The organism is Neobacillus sp. NPDC093182, from assembly GCF_044754045.1.
Genome location: NZ_JBIVOI010000012.1, coordinates 147,479 through 165,415, shown reverse-complemented (window position 1 = coordinate 165,415; position 17,937 = coordinate 147,479). Strand labels below are relative to the sequence as shown.

Here is a 17,937-nt window from a genome sequence, read left to right as displayed (position 1 = left end):
GGAAGTAATATGACGGGGACAATTGCAGTTATTATGGTATTCTCAATTCCAATCATTGCTATTTTAACAACCCATTTTCAAAAGCAAAATAAAATTAAATACAAAATGATTCAAGGGGAATTAGAGCTTGAGAAACTTAAACATGAAAATTATTTGATTGAAACGGAAAGAATGAGACTAGAGCTGGAACGTATGAAACTTGATGAGCCGCAAGATAAAATTAAATTAGGTTAAGTATCCAATAAAAATAGGTTCTATCTAATCGATAGGACCTTTTTATTATTTAGCGGGCTTGTAATCAGGGTTTATCTTTAGAAGTGTCTCTTTATCGCAGATAACAAATAGCTGGGCATCCTCCGGTATGGGTTCGTCGAGTTTCTGATTAATATGCAAGTTTCCGCGGTCAGCTACAAGCGTGGCTCCTTTATTGAGCAAATCCCTAAAGGCATCCCTGTAGGTTTTCCATTCGTCCTGTTTCGATATTTCATACATAGCTTCTTTATATTGGGTGCTCATCAACTCAGAATACATATGATTGGTTTTATGCATTGGAAGGCTTATAATTAATGGTATCAATATTATTTGTCCTTGGGAGATGGAAGCCGTTGTCAAACAGTTCATTGAGAGAAAAAAATATCGTATTTATTGGTTTTATGGGTGCGGGAAAAACAACCATTGGCAAGCTGGTAGCTAAAAAACTTTATCGAGATTTTATTGATATCGATGAAGAAATTGAAAAAGAGTACAATATGCCAATACCGAAAATATTTGCTGAAATTGGTGAGAAAGCCTTTAGAGAAAAGGAAAAAGAATTAATTCAAAATCTATGTGACTATAAGCTAAAGATTATCTCTGTTGGAGGGGGAGCATTCCTTCAAGAAGAAATCCGAAAGGTATGCCTGTCTTCTAGTATTGTATTTTATTTAGATATTACCTGGGATGCATGGAAGAATCGGTTAGGTTCGATTATTGACAGCCGCCCTGTCCTGCAAGGTAAGTCAATGGCAGAAATAGAAGAGTTATTTTACAAAAGAAAAGTAATTTATAAGAATAACTATCACTCAACGATTGAAATAAGTAATCAAGATATGGATGAATTAGCTGAGAGCATTGTAAAAACCCTGAAATTATCTTGGGAGTTGCACGAAACCAAGTAAAAGGTTCGAGTGGAGTGGAGACGATGAAAAAAAACGTTACGGTTAGAGGATTAACAATAGGCGAAGGTGCACCCAAAATATGTGTTCCAATGGTTGGGGAAACCATCACGGAATTATTAGAAGAAGCCTCATTTCTTAAAACAATTGACTTAGATGTTGTGGAGTGGCGTGTTGATTTTTTTGAGCATGTGGAGGATATAGAGAAAGTAAAAGAGGCATTGAATGCAATACGATCCATTCTGCTTGATACACCGCTCGTTTTTACATTCCGTAGTGCAAAAGAAGGCGGAGAAAAGGAAGTTAGCCCAGCATACTATTTCGAATTAAATAAGGCAATGGCAGAAAGCGGTCAGGTAGACATTGTTGATATTGAATTATTCAATGATGAAGAAGAGATAAAAAAGCTAGTTTCTGCATCACATAATAGTAATGTGTATGTCATTATTTCGAATCATGATTTTGACAAGACGCCAGCAAAGGAAGAGATTGTCTCTCGTTTACGCAGGGCTCAGGAGTTAGGCGGAGATATACCAAAAATTGCTGTTATGCCGAGGAACGCTGCAGACGTGTTGACCTTATTGGAGGCAACCAATACTATGTATGAGCAATACGCAGATAGACCGATCATTACAATGTCAATGGCAGGTAAGGGAGTGATCAGCCGTTTAGCAGGTGAAATATTTGGGTCTGCATTAACATTTGGCGCTGCCAAGAAAGCTTCCGCTCCAGGTCAGGTGCCTGTCACCGAATTAAGGAACATTTTATCAGTAATTAATAGAAACTTATAATCGCTTATTTTTTTACAATCGATAAATACCTTGTTCAAAGGTATTGCAATTTCTTACAGACAGTAATGAGACATTCTCATTGCTGTCTTTTTTTGCAAAAATTAATAAAATTTCTAATGCTTGGGTTGTTTCATGAAAGATAGTTGTCCATAGATTCTAGTGGATTTATTGAGGAAAAGGGTACAAACCCAATGCCAGTAACAGTGAGGATACATATAAATAAAGTACACTTTGACAATAGGGATAGATGGAAGGGGGGGACATGAGCGGACTTGGGCCAATGAGGAGGTAGAGTCATCTCATGACACATCATGAAGAACTAGTTAGATTGGAAGGAGAAAAATATGATTCAACCTATGGTTTGGATGACAATTTTCGCTTTTACAGCTACCTTCATCTTTATACTTTGGAGACCTAGAGGAATAAATGAAGCCATTCCTGCCACAATTGGTGCGATTTTTGTATTAATCAGTGGAAGTGTTTCTCTTACAGACCTTGGAGTTATTACCGAAACCATCTCGGGTGCAGCCATTACCATTATGGCCACCATCGTAATGGCTATTGTTTTAGAAAGTTTTGGTTTTTTTAATTGGGTAGCAGAGAAGCTCGCTGCTAAAGCAAAGGGGTCAGGTATCCGCTTATTCTGGTATGTAAACCTTTTATGCTTTTTAATGACACTTTTTTTCAATAATGATGGAAGTATTTTAATCACTACTCCCATCCTTGTTATGTTGTTAAACAATATGGGGTTGAAAAATCATCAAAAGATACCCTATTTATTATCAGGAGGGTTAATTGCTACAGCCTCGAGCGCTCCGATTGGTGTAAGCAACATCGTCAACCTCATTGCTTTAAAAATAGTAGATATGGATTTGTATTTGCATACGGCGATGATGTTTGTACCTGCAACGCTCGGTCTTTTGTTACTAGTAGGACTCCTTTTCCTTCGCTTTAAAAAGGTAATCCCGAAAACTGTTCCAATTAAAGTATCCGGATTGACTCAAAGTTCTTATCATCCACTAAAACCTAGTCCTGCTTATTCCACTGAAAAAGAACGGTCTCGGTTTATGCGAAATGTCCTTCTGTTCGTGTTTGCTGTACGCCTTAGTCTCTTTGCCGCATCATACTTTGCCATCCCTGTTTCGTTAATGGCCGTTATTGGGTCTCTTGTTCTTTTAGGCTGGAGATGGGCTTATTTAAAAATTACACCGGTCGATATGCTAAAAAAAACTCCATGGTATATTCTTGTTTTCGCCTTTAGTATGTATGTCATTATTTACGGTCTGCATAATATTGGTTTGACAGATTTGCTTATTAATTTTATGCGACCAATAGTATCAGGAAGCCTCCTCCAAGCGAGTGTGATGATGGGAGCACTATTAACGGTTCTCTCTAACATCTTTAATAATCATCCGGCACTCATGGTCGGAACACTTACGTTAATGAACATGGACCTTAGCCCGCTAGTATTAAAAGTCTCCTATTTAGCCAATGTGATTGGAAGTGATATGGGGTCATTATTACTGCCAATGGGAACACTTGCAACGTTAATGTGGATGCACATCGTTAGAAAAGGAAAAGTCATAATCACATGGTGGGAATATGTAAAAATCACATTTGTTGTCATTCCCCCTGCGACATTGTTTACATTAGTTGTCTTATATTATTGGGTTTCATGGTTATTTGGCGGAGCACTTCAGTAAAGAAAAGAAACGAACAAAGGAGAATGTACATGATTGTGTTTAAAGAATTAATTGGAAAAAATATTGAGATAGAGATTTCCGGGGGGAATTTTCAGTCGGGGACTTTAGTTGATTCTGGATTGGATATTCTTGTTTTATATGTGGGTAGAAGTCAAAGGTTCCTTTATATTCCAGCCGTGCATATTCAACGTGTGAAAGAAGAAAAACAGGACCAAAATTCGGTTGTGTATGACCTTCCTTCAGAGAAACCGATTGAGCCTGATTCCCATACTATTTCATTTCGTGGAATATTGACGAATGCCAGGGGAAGGTTTGTAGAGGTATATGTAACAGGTAATAAATCCATTCACGGCTATTTGACGAGTATCATGAATAATCACTTTGTGTTTTACTCACCCGTGTACAAAACAGTGTTCATTTCGATGGACCATGTTAAATGGTTAATCCCCTATCCAGAACATAGTACTCCCTATTCCATCAACAATCAGACTTTGCCTGCAGCTCCTGCCTCCATTCCATTAGCGAGAAGTTTTGAAGATCAGTGCAAAAAATTAGAAAATCAGCTGGTGGTTATTGATGGTGGTGATAGCAGTGAAAAAATAGGCTTACTTCAGAAAGTCTGGAATAACCAATTAACACTTATTACAGCAGAAAGAGATATCGTATACCGCAATTTAGAGCATGTAAAAACAATACATTTCGCGTGAAGGAAAGGTGATAACGCAATCAATATTAAATGTAAAGGAGTAGTACCCAGTGAAAAATGAACACAAAAAATAATCCAAGCTTGTTTGGCTGACAAGGATGGATTATTCTTCGCTCCAGCGCGATAAAGTTGAACCGTGGTATTAGGTGGTCTGCGGTTTTTTTTTGTTATACTTATTTTAGTAATAAATTATGATTTGATCATTTATTTTGTTCAGGTTCAAAGATAAAAATGTTGTTAAGGGGGAGTGTAATGAAATATCGGAGCTTAGGGACAACAAATGAAAAGATACCACTCATAGGACAGGGGACCTGGACCTATGGAGAAAATAAAAGTGAAGCGTTAGAAGAAATAAAGGCTTTAAGCTATGGAATCGAAAACGGACTTACGTTAATAGATACAGCTGAGGAATATGCGAAAGGCGGGGCAGAACGAATAGTGGCAGAGGTCATTAAGGATTGCCGGGAGGATATTTTTTTGACAACGAAGGTCTCAGCTAAAAACTGTTCCTATAAGGGTGTGATTGAAGCTGCTGAAAGGAGTCTGGAAAGGTTAAACACCAACTATATAGACCTCTATTTGCAGCATTGGCCAAGTAAAGAACATGAAGTAGAAGAGACGATGAGGGCTATGACGTATTTGGTTGAAAATGGGTTAGTTAAATACATTGGAGTTAGTAATTTCACACCTGAATTGATGATGGAGGCACAAAATGTCATAGGTCATCATGTTCTTTCGTGCAATCAAGTGGGCTATCATTTGAACGACCGTAGGGTTGAGAACGATGTTATTCCATACTGTCAGAAGAATGAGGTGACTGTTATGGGCTACTCTCCATTTGGTTATGCTCCACAGTTTTTTGGCGGAGCTGGATTCCCAGAACAGGGCACGAAGGGACGGCAGGTGTTAGATGAGATTGGTGGAAAATATGGAGCAACAGCTTACCAAGTGGCATTGAACTGGATCCTAAGACATGAGGGTCTCATTACAATCCCGAAAGCCAAAAACATTGCACATATTAAGAGTAATCTTGAGGCATTAGAACTGAAATTATCGAATGAGTATTTACAGTTAATTGATACATACTTTCCAAAAACGAATGAAGGTATGAGTTTAGTAAAATATTAAATTTTGCGCATCGCAGATATAATTCAATTTACGTAGATATATTGCAATTAACTCAGATATATCATTTAAGAACAACAGCAGTTAAAAGGTCTTCCGGATTTAGACGGAAATTCCATCTCACAACAGCTTTGATCTTTTTTTTAGTCTTCCTTGTACATATGTTCATTCCAATTTAATGGAGGTGAGTTTGTTGAAGCCGACGGAAAGTACTGAACGAATAGAAGTTCTCGATTATTTACGGGGGTTTGCCCTGCTGGGAATAATCTTAGTAAATATCTTGCCGCTGTTGGCTGTTAAAATGCCTGAACAAGGCACAGGCGATGCTTACTATCAAAGGTTTCTCTTTTTATTTGTTGAGGGCCGATTTTATACGCTTTTTTCTTTTTTGTTCGGTGTAGGCTTTTTTCTATTTATCTCAAGAGCGAATGCGAAGGGGAAAAATGGCTATGTTTTATTCTTACGACGGGTGGCAGCGCTTTTTATCTTAGGCTGGTTTCATGTTAAATTCCACCCGGGTGAGGCATTGACCGTTTATGCGGTAACTGGGCTGCTTTTAATCCCATTTTACAAATTGAAAAAAGAAATTAATCTTGCCATTGGCTTAATCCTGCTAATCGTCCTAAGTATAATGGCTTCGAAACTGTTTATGGTTGTACCGCTAATGCTGCTGGGGATTACTGCTGGTCAATATCGCCTGTTTGAAGGAGTGGCAGGGAAGGTAAAAAAGGCGGTAATCTTTACTGCACTTTTGTTAATCGTTAGTATAACGGGACTTATTTATCAGTATCAACTTGTGCCGGCATATCCATTTGGATTTTATACAGGAGTAGATGAAGCTACTTATCAATTTTTAAGTATAGGAATTATGATTGGACCACTTGTTTCTGCTTTATATGTTAGGGTGCTAATGCTGCTTTTGCAATTCCAGACTGTTCAGAAGCTGTTATCCCCTTTGAAGAGCTATGGGCGGATGGCACTGACAAACTATATATTTCAAACTGTCTTTATCTATGCAGCAGGCTATGTATTCAACTTGTTTGAGTCATTAACTTATCTTCAATCTCTTTTCGTTTGTTTAACCATTTATATTATCCAGCTTACCTTTAGCTCGATCTGGCTGCGTTTCTTCCAATTTGGACCATTAGAGTGGATTTGGCGTGTTGTCACGTATTTAGAGGTTCCTCCATTGAGGAGACGAGTAAAAGAGGTACATTAAAAAGAAGGACCCGCATGTCATCATGCAGGTCCTTTACTTATCTTCTGTTTGTTCTTTGCGGATATAATCGGAATACTCCATGATGGATAAGGTGTTATCGATTCTTTCTTGAAGTCGATTGGTGTTTTTTGTTTTCTTCATAGTTTTTCGGTCATAGATGGAGGCAGGATGCTTCGCACTTGGTGCTGTGTAAAAAGTTTTATCACTAATAAACGATCCTCCTGGCAGGTAATAGCGCATTCCAAGCAGGTTCTTTTTATAGTGAAAAAGATTGTGGCCAATCATCTGGGTATCGTGTTCTATGCCGAGTAAGTTTAATAGGGTCGGCATTAGGTCAATTTGCCCGCCGAGGTGGGAATATTTTTCACCAGTAAAGAGACCAGGAACCGTAAATAACACGGGTACAACAAAGCGGTCCTGCATAGTATATTCATGACCTAACACCTCTTTTAATAGGGTTTTATCTTTTTCGGTAACAGGTGCACCATGAAGCCCAGAGTGATCACCATAAATCAGAATAACCGATTCATCATAGATTCCAAGCTTTTTTAGCTGTTTGATGAATAAGCCAATTTGTTCATCCGTATAACGAACTGATTGAAAATAGTTCCCTACATACGTTTCTTTATAGTTTTCTGGTAAGTCTAGAAACGCGTATTCTTCAGGCATTTCAAATGGTGTATGGCTTGTCAGCGTAATAATATTCGAATACATTTTCTCGTGAGTCTTCAACTGTTTTTTCAGCTGTTCGTCCACAAAGTTAAACAGCACTTCATCTGCGGGACCAAAGCCGATTTCTTTTTCGTTTGGAATCTCATTACTAGTGTAGATATAATCAAATCCCAGTGCGGGATATAACTTATCACGACTCCAATAGGTAATATCATCGGCATGATAGGTTGCAGCGCCGTAGCCATTCTTTTTTAGAGTCCAAACTAGTGAAGGAATCTCTTCACCCTCAAGGGTATTGACCGTTGGATCCATGCCTTCTGGGTATAAGGAGGTATGCATGAGCCATTCAGCGTCAGATGTGTTACCTGCCCCAATTTGCTGATAAACATTATCGAAATAGGCACTTTCTTTTAAGAGTGCATTTAAATGTGGTGTGATTTCCTGACCATTAATCCTTTGATTAATGGTGAATTCCTGTAACGACTCCCATTGGATAATAAAAACATGGCGGTTTTTGGCAAGACCAAATGTGCTGTGTTCAGCAGCTGGGACATAGGTATTGCCTTTTAAACTTTCAAGTTCTTTTTCAGACATGTACTCCTGGCTGGCTAAGGCTGTCCCAACGCTGTTTTCATACGCTTGAACGAATTGAGATTGGATATAGCCATGCTTCTTTGCAAAATAGGATACATCAATTAACGGATAGCAAAAAGCGATAACAGTCATGATCAGTCCGATACAGCCAAAACTCACTGCCCATCTCTTTGCTGAGGCAAAGGACGTGGACTTTTTCTTGAAAAACCAAATAAGTGGGACGATTAAGACCGTATCTAAGAAAAATAAAAAGTCATAAGGACTGCCAAGCAAGGCAACTGTGCCTCCAACTGAGTTGGATTGATAAATTTGTTTGACATCATAATAAGATGGTACTGTTGAAAAATACCGTGTATAATAAACAACGACAATGAACAGAACTGACAGGATTAAGCTATAAAGCCATATGGCTAACCAAGTCCGTTTTTTGAAAAATAGCATGAGGACCGATAAAACAAGAGCCCACATTGGAAACTCAACAACTAACACATGAAAAAACGATATGTTTTCAAAAACCACAACCTGGAAGGCGTAAATTTTTATAAACAAAACAAACAATAGCAATACAATTGGATGATGGAAACCAGCACTCGAAATCTTATTCATAGAAAACACCTCAAAAAGATACTCTTCTCTCTTAAACTTATCAAAACTTCTACAATACTATCAACTAATAATAGGAAATAAATAATTAATTTTCTGAAACCTTGGTTATCCGCTGAAATAAATTTTCCAATATGATATGATTATGCAGAATTTTGGCAAAAATAACTTTATAAAGAATTAAAGGGAGGAATACGATGGAGGTTAACAATCAAGGCACGTCATCCATTTCTACTGGGAATATATTTTCAAATCGAATTGTATTAGCCATTATGTCTTCAAACTTTTTACTCCAGTTAGGAATCTGGATAAGGAATTTTGCGATTTTACTATACGTGACCGATATTACCGATAATGATCCGGTTTATGTTTCATTGATATCGGTTGTAGAGTTTACCCCGATATTTATTTTTTCATTTATTGGCGGGACTTTTGCTGACAGATGGAAGCCTAAATTGACAATGGTTTGGTGCGATATGTTGTCCGCTTTATCGATCGGACTGGTACTGTTGGCCCTGCTTTTTGGCTCATGGCAGGCAATATTCTTAGCAACGCTAATTTCAGCTATTTTATCTCAATTTTCCATGCCTTCCGCAATGAAACTACTAAAGCAGCATGTACCAGGTGAACAGCTGCAATCCGTTATGGCCATATTCCAATCGTTGATGGCAATATTCATGGTCATCGGTCCTGTAATTGGAACACTTGTTTATCAAAAATATGGAATTTACATTTCGATTGGTGTTATGGGTGCGATGTTCTTACTATCAGGACTGGTGTTAATGTTCCTGCCACGTGATTTGGAGAAAGAAAAAGCAGAAGTTCAAAACAACTTTAAAAAAGAACTAGCAGATGGTTTCCGTTATGTAATGTCAAAAAAAGTACTGAAATCAATGGGCGGTATTTTTGCTGTTTGTGGTTTAGCCGTTGGGTTGATTTCACCGTTAATGATTTTTATTACCATTGAAAAACTCGGAATGCCTAAGGAATCTCTGCAATGGCTGTTAATGGCAAACGGCATTGGTATGCTAGCTGGCGGTGGTATTGTCATGGCCTTTTCCAAGAAAATCTCACCTCAAAAGCTTCTTGCAATTGGGATTTTCGCAAGCATGGTGTTTACAGTTAGTATTGGCTGGTCAACAAGCTTTACGGTAACACTTGTATTACAAGTTTTGAATGGTATATTCTTTCCATGTATTCATATTGGGATTAACACCATCATACTAAAATATTCAGAAGAAGCATTCATAGGGCGTGTGAATGGTGTTCTGAGCCCGTTGTTTATGGGGATGATGGTGATTGGAATGTCGGCTGCGGGTGTTGTGAAAATCCCGCTGACATTATCTGGTGTTTATACCATTTCTGGTGTATTATTTCTGATTGGGTCCTTACTGGTTGTTCCGCTTTTCAACGTAAAAGAGGAGGGGGCAAACCTCTCAATCGCAGAGAAGCAGCCACAGGCTTAGAAAATAAAAAGGTGCATTAAGCTCAGCTTACTGCACCTTTTTTTTGACTTTCTTGATCTCCGCTTGTTAATTGCTGCTCTGCGAATTCACGATATAATTTATGTGACTGAGTTAATTCTAGATGAGTCCCGATTCCGGTGACTCGCCCTTTCTCGATGAAAATGATTTTATCAGCGTCTACAATCGTTGATAAGCGATGAGCAATTACAAAGGTAGTACGGCCTTCCATTAACCGGGATAATGCCTGCTGAACAATTCCTTCTGATTGGCTGTCAAGGCTTGCCGTTGCTTCGTCCATCATTAGTATCTTGGGGTCACGTAAAAAGGCACGTGCAATCGCAATACGCTGCCTTTGACCGCCTGAAAGCTTTACTCCGCGCTCGCCAACCTCTGTGTCCAATCCTTCCGAAAAGGATCTAATAAATTCACTTGCATACGCCATCTCTGCCACTTTCCACAGCTGGTCATCTGAAATCGATTGACCATTTGGCAGCCCATAACATAAATTTTCACGGATGGTTCCCGCCATCATCGCACTTTCCTGTGAAACATAACCAATCTGACTGCGCCATGCTTGAACGGATAAATCTGTAATCGGTATATCACCTGCCATTATTTTTCCAGAGGTGGGCTCGTAAAAGCGTTCAATTAAGCCGAACATGGTCGTTTTTCCGCCGCCGCTAGGACCAGCAAAGGCAATCATTTCGCCTGGCTGTGCCTCAAACGATACATCTTCAAGAACCGGTTCATCATCGCTATAGGCAAATGAAACATGGCTGACGAGAATAGGTTTATTCGTGATGTCTAGTTCCAGCCCTTCCTGCCCTTCTTCTAGAGGCAGGTTTAAGATATCGATAATCCGCTCGGTAGCTCCTTTTGCCTTTTGTAACTGGGTAAAGAACATGGCGAAACTTGTAATCGGAAAAATGATTTGAAAAAGGTAAAGTAAGAACGCAACCAGTGAACCAGTGGACATCGTTCCGTTGGCCACCCGCATGCCCCCGTACCCAATAATCATCACGATGACAATCATGACAACCAAGTACATGATGGGAGCGATTAACGCGGTGATTCGTGCTTCTTTTAAACCAAAACCGAGCAAATTGCCGATGCCTGTTACTCCTTTTGTCTGTTCATGCGGTTCTGCGGTTGATGCCTTCATTAAACGTATTTCACTTAGTGTTTGTTGAATGTTTCCTGTAAAGGCGGCCGTTTCATCCTGCAGGCCGCGGGAGATTTTTGCCATCTTCCTTCCGAGCGGCATCATAATACTAAACGTGAGAGGAACAGATATTAACATCATCAGTGTCATTTTCCAATCCATTATCAATAGAATAACGATTGCTCCGATTATGGAGATAATCCCTGAGATGAATTGTGGAAAATGATTTGAAATTAAATCGCGAACGACACTTGTATCATTTACAATCCGGCTGACGGTTTCACCGCTGGATTGTTTATCAAAATAACTGACTGGTAAACGAATTAATTTTACCCACATCTTTTCACGGAGCCGGGCGACAATTTTTTGCCCGACAAAACTTAACAGGTAAATAGAAACTCCGCTGATGATTGCTTGGAATATGAATGCAGCGCCAATCCCAATCATGAGTGGAACACTTAGCGAGGCTACAGAGAACCCATCTACTAAGTTTTTCGTTAATACTGGAACAAGCAGACCCGCAAGTGTCGTAATAAGACTTGCAGATAATCCGATAACTAACGCAGTTTTTGGGATGTTAGCAGATAAAATAAGAGAGATAAATGGTTTTAAACCATCCTTGTTTTGCTTCATTTATTATGACTCCAATCTCTATATGAAAAGAATGATTTTCATAAGCAATCATACGTTCATAAGGAATGATATGCAAATGATAATTTGGTAAGATAGAGCAGTAATGGAAAGAGAGGAATAATAAAGATGAGTCATTCAAAAGTGTTAATTGATTCAAAGGCAAAGAATGAATCAAAAGCATGGTTATACGTGATATTAGCGGGGCTTCTTGAGATTGTCTGGGCAAGCGGTTTTAAATATGAAGAAGTTCCTTCTCTTGTTGTGCTTATCGCGATCTTATTAAGTTTTGAATTAATTATAAGAGCGACAAAAGTGATACCGGTTGGGACGGTATACGCTGTATTTGCCGGTATTGGCACCATAGGAACAGTTATAGTCGAGATTGTGTTTGAAAATGGCTCCGTTAGTCCAATTAGAGTTGCCCTTATTTTATTACTTTTGGCTTGTATTATTGGCTTGAAATTAACAAATAAGGAGGGCGAAGTTTAATGGATTGGCTGATGTTAATTCTAGGAGGATGTTTTGAAGTCGTTGGAGTAATAGGTCTTAAACGGACCGCCGAAAAAAATAACTGGATCAATTATTTCATTTTAATAGGCGGCTTCATCATGAGCTTTCAGCTTCTGGTCCGGGCGATGGAGACGATTCCATTATCAACCGCCTATGCCGTATGGACAGGGATTGGAACGGTGGGAGCTGCAGTAGTAGGGATGGTTTTCTTTAAAGAATCAAAAAGCCGGCTTCGTATGGCGTGTATCCTTGGTATTATATTTTCAGTAGTGGGTTTGAAGCTCGTTCATTAAATAAAGAAAACATCTCTCGAATAATCGGAAGATGTTTTCTTTTATGCCTAGGCTAGCTTTTCGAGCTCTGAAAATACTGCTTCGTAATCTTCTTTTTTGTCGGCTTTAAACGAGGTGTTCATATAAGTAATAATTCCATCTCGATTGACAACAAACACGGAGCGGATCGCAACGCCGCCTTTTTCGTTATACACCTTATAGTCCTTAATCGTCTGCCTTTGCCAATCAGAGGCTAATGGATAAGGCAATGTCGCCATACTGGCAGCAAAAACTCTGTGCGAGTGAATACTATCCGCACTGATTGCGATAACTTCTGCACCTAACTGTTCAAATCGCTTGTAATCCTCTTTCCAAGAGGCTATTTCTTTAATTCAGCCGGGAGTAAAATCCATCCCATAAAAGGCGATAACCACGTTCGTCTTTCCCAGATAATCCGAAAGAGCGAGGGGGTCCTTTGTTGTTGCAGGTAATGAAAAATCAGGGGCTGCATCCCCAACCGTCAAGGTTGATTCCAAGATAACTCCTCCATTCATGAAACAATATCCTTTGCTAGGATTTCCATCTTTCTAAAAAATTACACAAAAAAAATGGTGCCTGGCACCATTCTTAATAGGATATCGCCTGGCTTCCAAATTGGGTCCAGCTTATAACAAAGTCTTGAAAATTGGCTGATTTATTCTGGTCTGGAAAAAATGGATCATTAAAGTATACGTTGTTTTCATCATAGCCGGTGACGAGTACAGAATGCATTCTGCGAGTAATATTGATTTCTCCTTCTTTGGTATTCCATGTTTCCCATTGCTCTTCCGGTAAAAAAGCAAATGTACTGCCGACAATTACCCAAACAGGTTTACCTGCGTTTAGCTTTTTTTGCACAGAAGAAAAATGATCTCCAGTAAGATTATCGATTTGGCTAGGGAGGTATTTGTCTGCAAGGTCTTCAATTACCTCGTGGTAAACGCCTAATCCAGGCTGATTATAGGTATACATATTCCCGACAAATCCCTGATGAGGATTTCCGAAGTATCCATCACTGAAATAAGGCACCTTAGGAATCTCGTCTGCCAGAGTAAGTTTATCAACAGAAACGCCAGCAAAATTAAGTAACATTGCCAAACTGGTTACTTCACATCCCCTTGGCAGCTCAGGGAATTGCTGCAGCACTGGAACAGTTAATAGGATACTTTCTTTCATAATGGGCTCCTTTTGATATACAACTACTGTCCGATCTACATGAACCGCAGCTGTATATTCTGCGCTCGTTTCAATCGGAGAGGTAGAAGCATAGTAGATTGGAAGGAATAATAGGAGGCTTAACAATGATATCTTTTTTGGCTGCTGATTCTTCATGTAAGCGACTCCTTTTTATTTTACCTAACGTTCTATAAGTCTCTTATACTATTTACTATTCTCCATAGAATGGAGTTATCCTCCGCCAAAAGGTGGATAACTTAGGAATCATATATTAGATTTACGGGGTAAACACCATGTTTATGTCACAAATTATTCAGAAATCAGTGAAAATAGTTCTTGATTGTTTATTGACTAGACAAATTACACTGTTTATAATCAAATGTATAAGACGTTGATAATGATTTTCAATGTCATTTATTTTTGTTTCTGAGTGATAAGGATTCTCATTAAAAATGAGAATGATAGAAAAATAGAAATGTTGGGGACTGCAATGATGAAGAAAAGATATTTACTACTAGGATTAATCGTCTTATCTGCTGCTTCCTTATTTGTTGGGGTTAGCAGTATATCTCCCTTGGATTTGTTAGATTTCCAATCAGAGGAGACACAGATTTTCCTTATCAGCCGAATGCCAAGGCTAGTAGCAATCCTACTTGCAGGAGCTGGGATGAGTATTGCAGGTTTGATTATGCAGCAGCTCAGCAGGAACAAATTTGTTTCACCGACTACCGCTGGAACACTAGACGCAACGCGTCTTGGTATCCTTGTTTCGATGCTGTTGTTTGCAAATGCAACCATGCTTGAAAAAATGGCAGTAGCCTTTGTTTTCGCGCTTGCTGGTACATTTGTTTTTATGCAAATTCTCGATCGAATTAAATTTAAGGACGCCATTTTCATACCGCTTGTAGGTTTGATGTTCGGAAATATACTTTCCTCAGTGACGACTTTTTTCGCGTATCGTGCTGACGTCATTCAAAATATGTCTGCTTGGCTGCAGGGAGATTTTTCAATGATTATGAAGGGCAGATACGAATTGCTCTACATAAGTATTCCGATTTTAATTATTGCTTATTTCTATGCGAACCGCTTTACAGTGGCTGGAATGGGTGAGGATTTTTCAAAAAATCTTGGACTTGCGTATCGCCGTATAGTGAATATTGGTCTTATCCTGGTTGCACTGGTAACGACAACGGTAGTTCTGACCGTCGGAATTATTCCGTTTTTAGGCTTAATTATTCCAAATATCATATCGATTTTTAAAGGCGATCACTTACAAAAAACATTGCCGCATACAGCACTCCTTGGGGCCATCTTCCTTCTGATTTGCGATATTTTGGGCAGAGTGCTCATTTATCCATACGAAATTTCAATCAGTCTTATGGTTGGGGTAATTGGAAGCGGAATTTTCTTATACTTACTGTTCCGGAGGAAGGCATATGCGTAACTCAATCAAACTACTTGTCTTTGCCTTAATTGCTGCCGGAGTGTGTGCCATCTATTTATTCCATGAATTAAACGGGAGTTTTGGATATGCTCTTCCAAAACGAACCATAAAAGTACTGGCGATGGTTTTAACCGGAGTCACAATCGCTTATGCAACAGTTGTTTTCCAGACGATAACACATAACAAAATTTTGACACCGAGCATTATGGGGTTAGATTCACTTTACATGCTCCTGCAAACCTTAATTATTTTCTTTTTAGGCTCAGGGCACATGATTATCGTCAATAAACAGGTGAATTTCCTACTTTCAGTTGTTGTAATGATTGTTTTTGCCCTTCTTTTATACAAGTTTTTATTTAAAAAGGGCAATCAGCCAATCTACTTTTTATTGCTTGTCGGAATCATTGTGGGTACATTTTTCTCCAGTATCTCAACGTTTTTCCAGGTACTGATTGACCCGAATGAATTCCAAATCGTTCAAGACCGCATGTTTGCGAGTTTTAATAATATCAATTCAGACTTAGTTTGGCTGGCGATTGTCATCGTTGCTCTTGTGATGGTTTATGCATGGCGTTTTTTAAAGTATTTAGACGTCCTGTCATTAGGCCGTGATACAGCGATCAATTTAGGGGTTCCATATGATTCGATCGTCAAAAACATGCTTATCGTCGTAGCTGTTTTCATTTCAATCTCGACTGCTCTAGTTGGGCCGATTACCTTTTTTGGCTTAATTGTGGCCAATCTATCGTATCAATTTTTCAAAACATACAAACACAATACACTGATCACAGGCGCAATCCTCATGAGTATTATCGCTCTTGTTGGAGGGCAATGGGTGGTCGAACGGGTCTTTACTTTTTCGACAACGTTAAGTGTGATTATTAATTTTATCGGTGGAGTGTATTTCATCTACTTACTGCTGAAGGAGAGGAAAGCTGTATGATACAAGTCCGAGCTTTGTCAAAGTTATATGGTAAAAAGTCGGTTGTTGAGGATGTTACCGTGGATATTCAGCCGCGGAAAATTACGAGCTTTATCGGTCCAAATGGGGCAGGTAAATCGACTCTGCTATCAATGGTGAGCCGTCTTCTTGATTCGGATACAGGTGAAGTGCTGATTGATAAATCTGATGTAAAAAAGATGAAGTCCAATGATTTTGCTAAGAAGGTATCAATCCTTAAACAGTCCAATTATATTAATGTCCGCCTGACGATTCGCGAACTCGTATCCTTCGGACGCTTTCCCTATTCGAAGGGGAGGTTAACGGAGGAAGACGAACGGATTGTTGACCAATCGCTTGAATATATGCACCTCACCGATATGCAGGACAGTTTTTTAGATGAATTATCTGGTGGTCAAAGGCAGCGTGCGTTTATCGCAATGGTTATTGCTCAGGATACAGAGTACATTTTGCTTGATGAACCATTGAACAATTTAGATATGAAGCATTCCGTTCAAATTATGAAAATCCTGCGCCGGCTTGTTGATGAACTTGGAAAAACAGTTGTCATCGTGTTGCATGATATCAACTTTGCTTCGGTTTATTCGGACCGCATTGTAGCAATGAAGGATGGTAAGGTCGTGAAAGATGGACCTACGGAAGAAATTATCGAATCATCGGCATTAAAAGAGATTTACGATATGGATATCCCCATTCAGAAAATGGATGGATGCAGAATTTGTGTATATTTTAGCTCATAATAAAAGGAGAGATTTAGGAATGAAAAAGTGGAGTTTTCTAGTTTTAATGGTTTCAATCATTTTAGTATTAGCAGCATGCGGGTCTAAGGAAGAGAGTAAGGCAGAGCCAGCAGATGCAAAGCCGGCAGCAGCTGAAAAAATCACCATTGAACATAAGTATGGGAACGTAGAAATCGATAAAAATCCAGAAAAAGTAGTTGTTTTTGACTTTGGTATTCTTGATACATTGGATGAATTAGGTGTCGAAGTAACTGGTGTTCCGCAAGCAGCTATTCCTCCATATTTAGAAAAATATGCTGGTGAGAAATATACAAACCTAGGAAGTTTAAAAGAGCCTGATTTTGAAGCGATTCATGCGATGCAGCCTGATGTTATTTTCATCAGCGGCCGTCAAGCAGAATTATATGAACAGTTTGCAGAAATTGCTCCAACTGTATTTGTAGAATTAGATTATACCAAATACATGGAGTCATTTGAGAAAAATATGAACCTCGTTGGTGAAATTTTTGATAAAAAAGAAGAAGTAGCAAGTGCATTAGAAGAAATCAACACAACCGTTGAAGAGGTAAATAAAAAGGCTTCTGAAAATGGTAAAAAAGGATTAATCGTCCTAGCGAATGAAGGAAAAGTAAGTGCTTACGGACCAAGCTCCCGTTTTGGTATTATCCATGACGTGTATGGTTTTGCTGCAGCAGATGAGAAAATTGAAGTATCAACGCATGGTCAAAGCATTACCATGGAATACATTATGGAAACAAATCCAGAGGTATTGTTTGTTATTGACCGTAACACAGCAGTAGGCGGTGAAGCCGGTGCTGAAAAAGTAATCGAAAATGAGCTTGTTAAAAAGACAACTTCCTTCAAAGAAGATAAGATTATTTACTTAGATCCAGATACTTGGTACCTAAGTGGCGGCGGCTTAAAATCTGTAAAACTAATGGCTGAAGAAATTGAAGCGGCGTTATAA

General features: G+C 38.9%; 19 protein-coding genes. 14 read left to right on the top strand and 5 right to left on the bottom strand.

Going from position 1 to position 17,937, the window contains the following annotated elements:
- Positions 1–9 precede the first annotated feature (9 nt).
- Positions 10–234: a hypothetical protein gene (locus tag ACIQAA_RS21365; RefSeq protein WP_402623371.1), complete on the top strand. Its 225-nt coding sequence runs from the start codon at positions 10–12 to the stop codon at positions 232–234.
- A gap of 45 nt (positions 235–279) precedes the next feature.
- Here the strand turns inward: ACIQAA_RS21365 and ACIQAA_RS21360 are convergent, their stop codons facing one another.
- The gene (locus ACIQAA_RS21360) at positions 280–576 is read right to left on the bottom strand and encodes a hypothetical protein (RefSeq protein ID WP_402623368.1); all 297 of its coding nucleotides are present in this window, start codon (positions 574–576) and stop codon (positions 280–282) included.
- A 77-nt stretch (positions 577–653) separates the two neighbouring features.
- Between ACIQAA_RS21360 and ACIQAA_RS21355 the strand changes: the two genes are divergently transcribed.
- From ACIQAA_RS21355 to ACIQAA_RS21330, 6 genes are all read left to right on the top strand, one after another.
- Positions 654–1,157 carry a shikimate kinase gene (locus ACIQAA_RS21355; RefSeq protein WP_402623553.1) on the top strand — a complete coding sequence of 168 codons (504 nt, stop codon included), beginning with the start codon at positions 654–656 and terminating at the stop codon, positions 1,155–1,157.
- A 23-nt stretch (positions 1,158–1,180) separates the two neighbouring features.
- The gene (aroD, locus tag ACIQAA_RS21350) at positions 1,181–1,945 is read left to right on the top strand and encodes a type I 3-dehydroquinate dehydratase (RefSeq protein ID WP_402623365.1); all 765 of its coding nucleotides are present in this window, start codon (positions 1,181–1,183) and stop codon (positions 1,943–1,945) included.
- Between the two features lie 344 nt (positions 1,946–2,289).
- On the top strand, positions 2,290–3,648 hold the full coding sequence (locus ACIQAA_RS21345; protein WP_402623362.1) for an arsenic transporter: 1,359 nt from the start codon (positions 2,290–2,292) through the stop codon (positions 3,646–3,648).
- A gap of 29 nt (positions 3,649–3,677) precedes the next feature.
- On the top strand, positions 3,678–4,355 hold the full coding sequence (locus tag ACIQAA_RS21340; RefSeq protein WP_402623359.1) for a DUF2642 domain-containing protein: 678 nt from the start codon (positions 3,678–3,680) through the stop codon (positions 4,353–4,355).
- 251 nt (positions 4,356–4,606) lie between these two features.
- Positions 4,607–5,482 (top strand): aldo/keto reductase, encoded by an 876-nt coding sequence (locus ACIQAA_RS21335; protein ID WP_402623357.1) that lies wholly within the window; start codon positions 4,607–4,609, stop codon positions 5,480–5,482.
- 175 nt (positions 5,483–5,657) lie between these two features.
- Positions 5,658–6,698, top strand: a complete 1,041-nt coding sequence (locus ACIQAA_RS21330) for a DUF418 domain-containing protein (protein ID WP_402623354.1) — start codon at positions 5,658–5,660, stop codon at positions 6,696–6,698.
- Between the two features lie 33 nt (positions 6,699–6,731).
- Here the strand turns inward: ACIQAA_RS21330 and ACIQAA_RS21325 are convergent, their stop codons facing one another.
- Entirely contained in the window at positions 6,732–8,570 is a 1,839-nt protein-coding gene (locus ACIQAA_RS21325; protein WP_402623351.1) for an LTA synthase family protein, read from the bottom strand.
- A 194-nt stretch (positions 8,571–8,764) separates the two neighbouring features.
- Between ACIQAA_RS21325 and ACIQAA_RS21320 the strand changes: the two genes are divergently transcribed.
- On the top strand, positions 8,765–10,033 hold the full coding sequence (locus ACIQAA_RS21320) for an MFS transporter (protein ID WP_402623349.1): 1,269 nt from the start codon (positions 8,765–8,767) through the stop codon (positions 10,031–10,033).
- A 22-nt stretch (positions 10,034–10,055) separates the two neighbouring features.
- Here the strand turns inward: ACIQAA_RS21320 and ACIQAA_RS21315 are convergent, their stop codons facing one another.
- The gene (locus ACIQAA_RS21315) at positions 10,056–11,828 is read right to left on the bottom strand and encodes an ABC transporter ATP-binding protein (RefSeq protein WP_402623346.1); all 1,773 of its coding nucleotides are present in this window, start codon (positions 11,826–11,828) and stop codon (positions 10,056–10,058) included.
- 126 nt (positions 11,829–11,954) lie between these two features.
- Here ACIQAA_RS21315 and ACIQAA_RS21310 point away from each other — a divergent pair, with 126 nt between their 5' ends.
- Together ACIQAA_RS21310 and ACIQAA_RS21305 are read left to right on the top strand one after the other, a co-directional pair.
- Positions 11,955–12,317 carry a DMT family transporter gene (locus ACIQAA_RS21310; RefSeq protein WP_402623344.1) on the top strand — a complete coding sequence of 121 codons (363 nt, stop codon included), beginning with the start codon at positions 11,955–11,957 and terminating at the stop codon, positions 12,315–12,317.
- Positions 12,317–12,631 (top strand): DMT family transporter, encoded by a 315-nt coding sequence (locus ACIQAA_RS21305; protein ID WP_402623343.1) that lies wholly within the window; start codon positions 12,317–12,319, stop codon positions 12,629–12,631. Before ACIQAA_RS21310 ends, ACIQAA_RS21305 begins: the two co-directional genes overlap by 1 nt.
- A 47-nt stretch (positions 12,632–12,678) precedes the next feature.
- Here ACIQAA_RS21305 and ACIQAA_RS21300 read toward each other — a convergent pair whose 3' ends face one another.
- Both ACIQAA_RS21300 and ACIQAA_RS21295 read right to left on the bottom strand, forming a co-directional pair.
- Positions 12,679–13,164 (bottom strand): redoxin domain-containing protein, encoded by a 486-nt coding sequence (locus tag ACIQAA_RS21300; protein ID WP_402623340.1) that lies wholly within the window; start codon positions 13,162–13,164, stop codon positions 12,679–12,681.
- A 73-nt stretch (positions 13,165–13,237) separates the two neighbouring features.
- On the bottom strand, positions 13,238–13,981 hold the full coding sequence (locus ACIQAA_RS21295) for a C39 family peptidase (protein ID WP_402623338.1): 744 nt from the start codon (positions 13,979–13,981) through the stop codon (positions 13,238–13,240).
- Between the two features lie 337 nt (positions 13,982–14,318).
- Between ACIQAA_RS21295 and ACIQAA_RS21290 the strand changes: the two genes are divergently transcribed.
- The 4 genes from ACIQAA_RS21290 to ACIQAA_RS21275 are packed head-to-tail and all read left to right on the top strand — an operon-like array spanning position 14,319 to position 17,937.
- Positions 14,319–15,269 carry an ABC transporter permease gene (locus ACIQAA_RS21290; protein WP_402623336.1) on the top strand — a complete coding sequence of 317 codons (951 nt, stop codon included), beginning with the start codon at positions 14,319–14,321 and terminating at the stop codon, positions 15,267–15,269.
- Positions 15,262–16,212, top strand: a complete 951-nt coding sequence (locus ACIQAA_RS21285; RefSeq protein ID WP_402623334.1) for an iron chelate uptake ABC transporter family permease subunit — start codon at positions 15,262–15,264, stop codon at positions 16,210–16,212. Before ACIQAA_RS21290 ends, ACIQAA_RS21285 begins: the two co-directional genes overlap by 8 nt.
- Complete coding sequence (locus ACIQAA_RS21280) at positions 16,209–16,970, top strand: iron ABC transporter ATP-binding protein (RefSeq protein ID WP_402623331.1); 762 nt, start codon at positions 16,209–16,211, stop codon at positions 16,968–16,970. The genes ACIQAA_RS21285 and ACIQAA_RS21280 overlap by 4 nt, the downstream gene beginning before the upstream one ends.
- Before the next feature lie 19 nt (positions 16,971–16,989).
- The gene (locus ACIQAA_RS21275) at positions 16,990–17,937 is read left to right on the top strand and encodes a siderophore ABC transporter substrate-binding protein (protein WP_402623329.1); all 948 of its coding nucleotides are present in this window, start codon (positions 16,990–16,992) and stop codon (positions 17,935–17,937) included.

What these genes read in the sequence shown, in the direction of transcription:
- ACIQAA_RS21335 (WP_402623357.1), top strand. Translation starts at nt 4,607, where the DNA reads ATGAAATATCGGAGCTTAGGGACAACAAATGAAAAGATACCACTCATA.
- ACIQAA_RS21290 (WP_402623336.1), top strand. Translation starts at nt 14,319, where the DNA reads ATGAAGAAAAGATATTTACTACTAGGATTAATCGTCTTATCTGCTGCT.
- ACIQAA_RS21330 (WP_402623354.1), top strand. Translation starts at nt 5,658, where the DNA reads ATGGAGGTGAGTTTGTTGAAGCCGACGGAAAGTACTGAACGAATAGAA.
- ACIQAA_RS21305 (WP_402623343.1), top strand. Translation starts at nt 12,317, where the DNA reads ATGGATTGGCTGATGTTAATTCTAGGAGGATGTTTTGAAGTCGTTGGA.
- ACIQAA_RS21355 (WP_402623553.1), top strand. Translation starts at nt 654, where the DNA reads ATGGGTGCGGGAAAAACAACCATTGGCAAGCTGGTAGCTAAAAAACTT.
- ACIQAA_RS21315 (WP_402623346.1), bottom strand. Translation starts at nt 11,828, where the DNA reads ATGAAGCAAAACAAGGATGGTTTAAAACCATTTATCTCTCTTATTTTA.
- ACIQAA_RS21285 (WP_402623334.1), top strand. Translation starts at nt 15,262, where the DNA reads ATGCGTAACTCAATCAAACTACTTGTCTTTGCCTTAATTGCTGCCGGA.
- ACIQAA_RS21275 (WP_402623329.1), top strand. Translation starts at nt 16,990, where the DNA reads ATGAAAAAGTGGAGTTTTCTAGTTTTAATGGTTTCAATCATTTTAGTA.
- ACIQAA_RS21325 (WP_402623351.1), bottom strand. Translation starts at nt 8,570, where the DNA reads ATGAATAAGATTTCGAGTGCTGGTTTCCATCATCCAATTGTATTGCTA.
- ACIQAA_RS21320 (WP_402623349.1), top strand. Translation starts at nt 8,765, where the DNA reads ATGGAGGTTAACAATCAAGGCACGTCATCCATTTCTACTGGGAATATA.
- ACIQAA_RS21365 (WP_402623371.1), top strand. Translation starts at nt 10, where the DNA reads ATGACGGGGACAATTGCAGTTATTATGGTATTCTCAATTCCAATCATT.
- ACIQAA_RS21340 (WP_402623359.1), top strand. Translation starts at nt 3,678, where the DNA reads ATGATTGTGTTTAAAGAATTAATTGGAAAAAATATTGAGATAGAGATT.
- aroD (WP_402623365.1), top strand. Translation starts at nt 1,181, where the DNA reads ATGAAAAAAAACGTTACGGTTAGAGGATTAACAATAGGCGAAGGTGCA.
- ACIQAA_RS21310 (WP_402623344.1), top strand. Translation starts at nt 11,955, where the DNA reads ATGAGTCATTCAAAAGTGTTAATTGATTCAAAGGCAAAGAATGAATCA.
- ACIQAA_RS21345 (WP_402623362.1), top strand. Translation starts at nt 2,290, where the DNA reads ATGATTCAACCTATGGTTTGGATGACAATTTTCGCTTTTACAGCTACC.
- ACIQAA_RS21280 (WP_402623331.1), top strand. Translation starts at nt 16,209, where the DNA reads ATGATACAAGTCCGAGCTTTGTCAAAGTTATATGGTAAAAAGTCGGTT.
- ACIQAA_RS21295 (WP_402623338.1), bottom strand. Translation starts at nt 13,981, where the DNA reads ATGAAGAATCAGCAGCCAAAAAAGATATCATTGTTAAGCCTCCTATTA.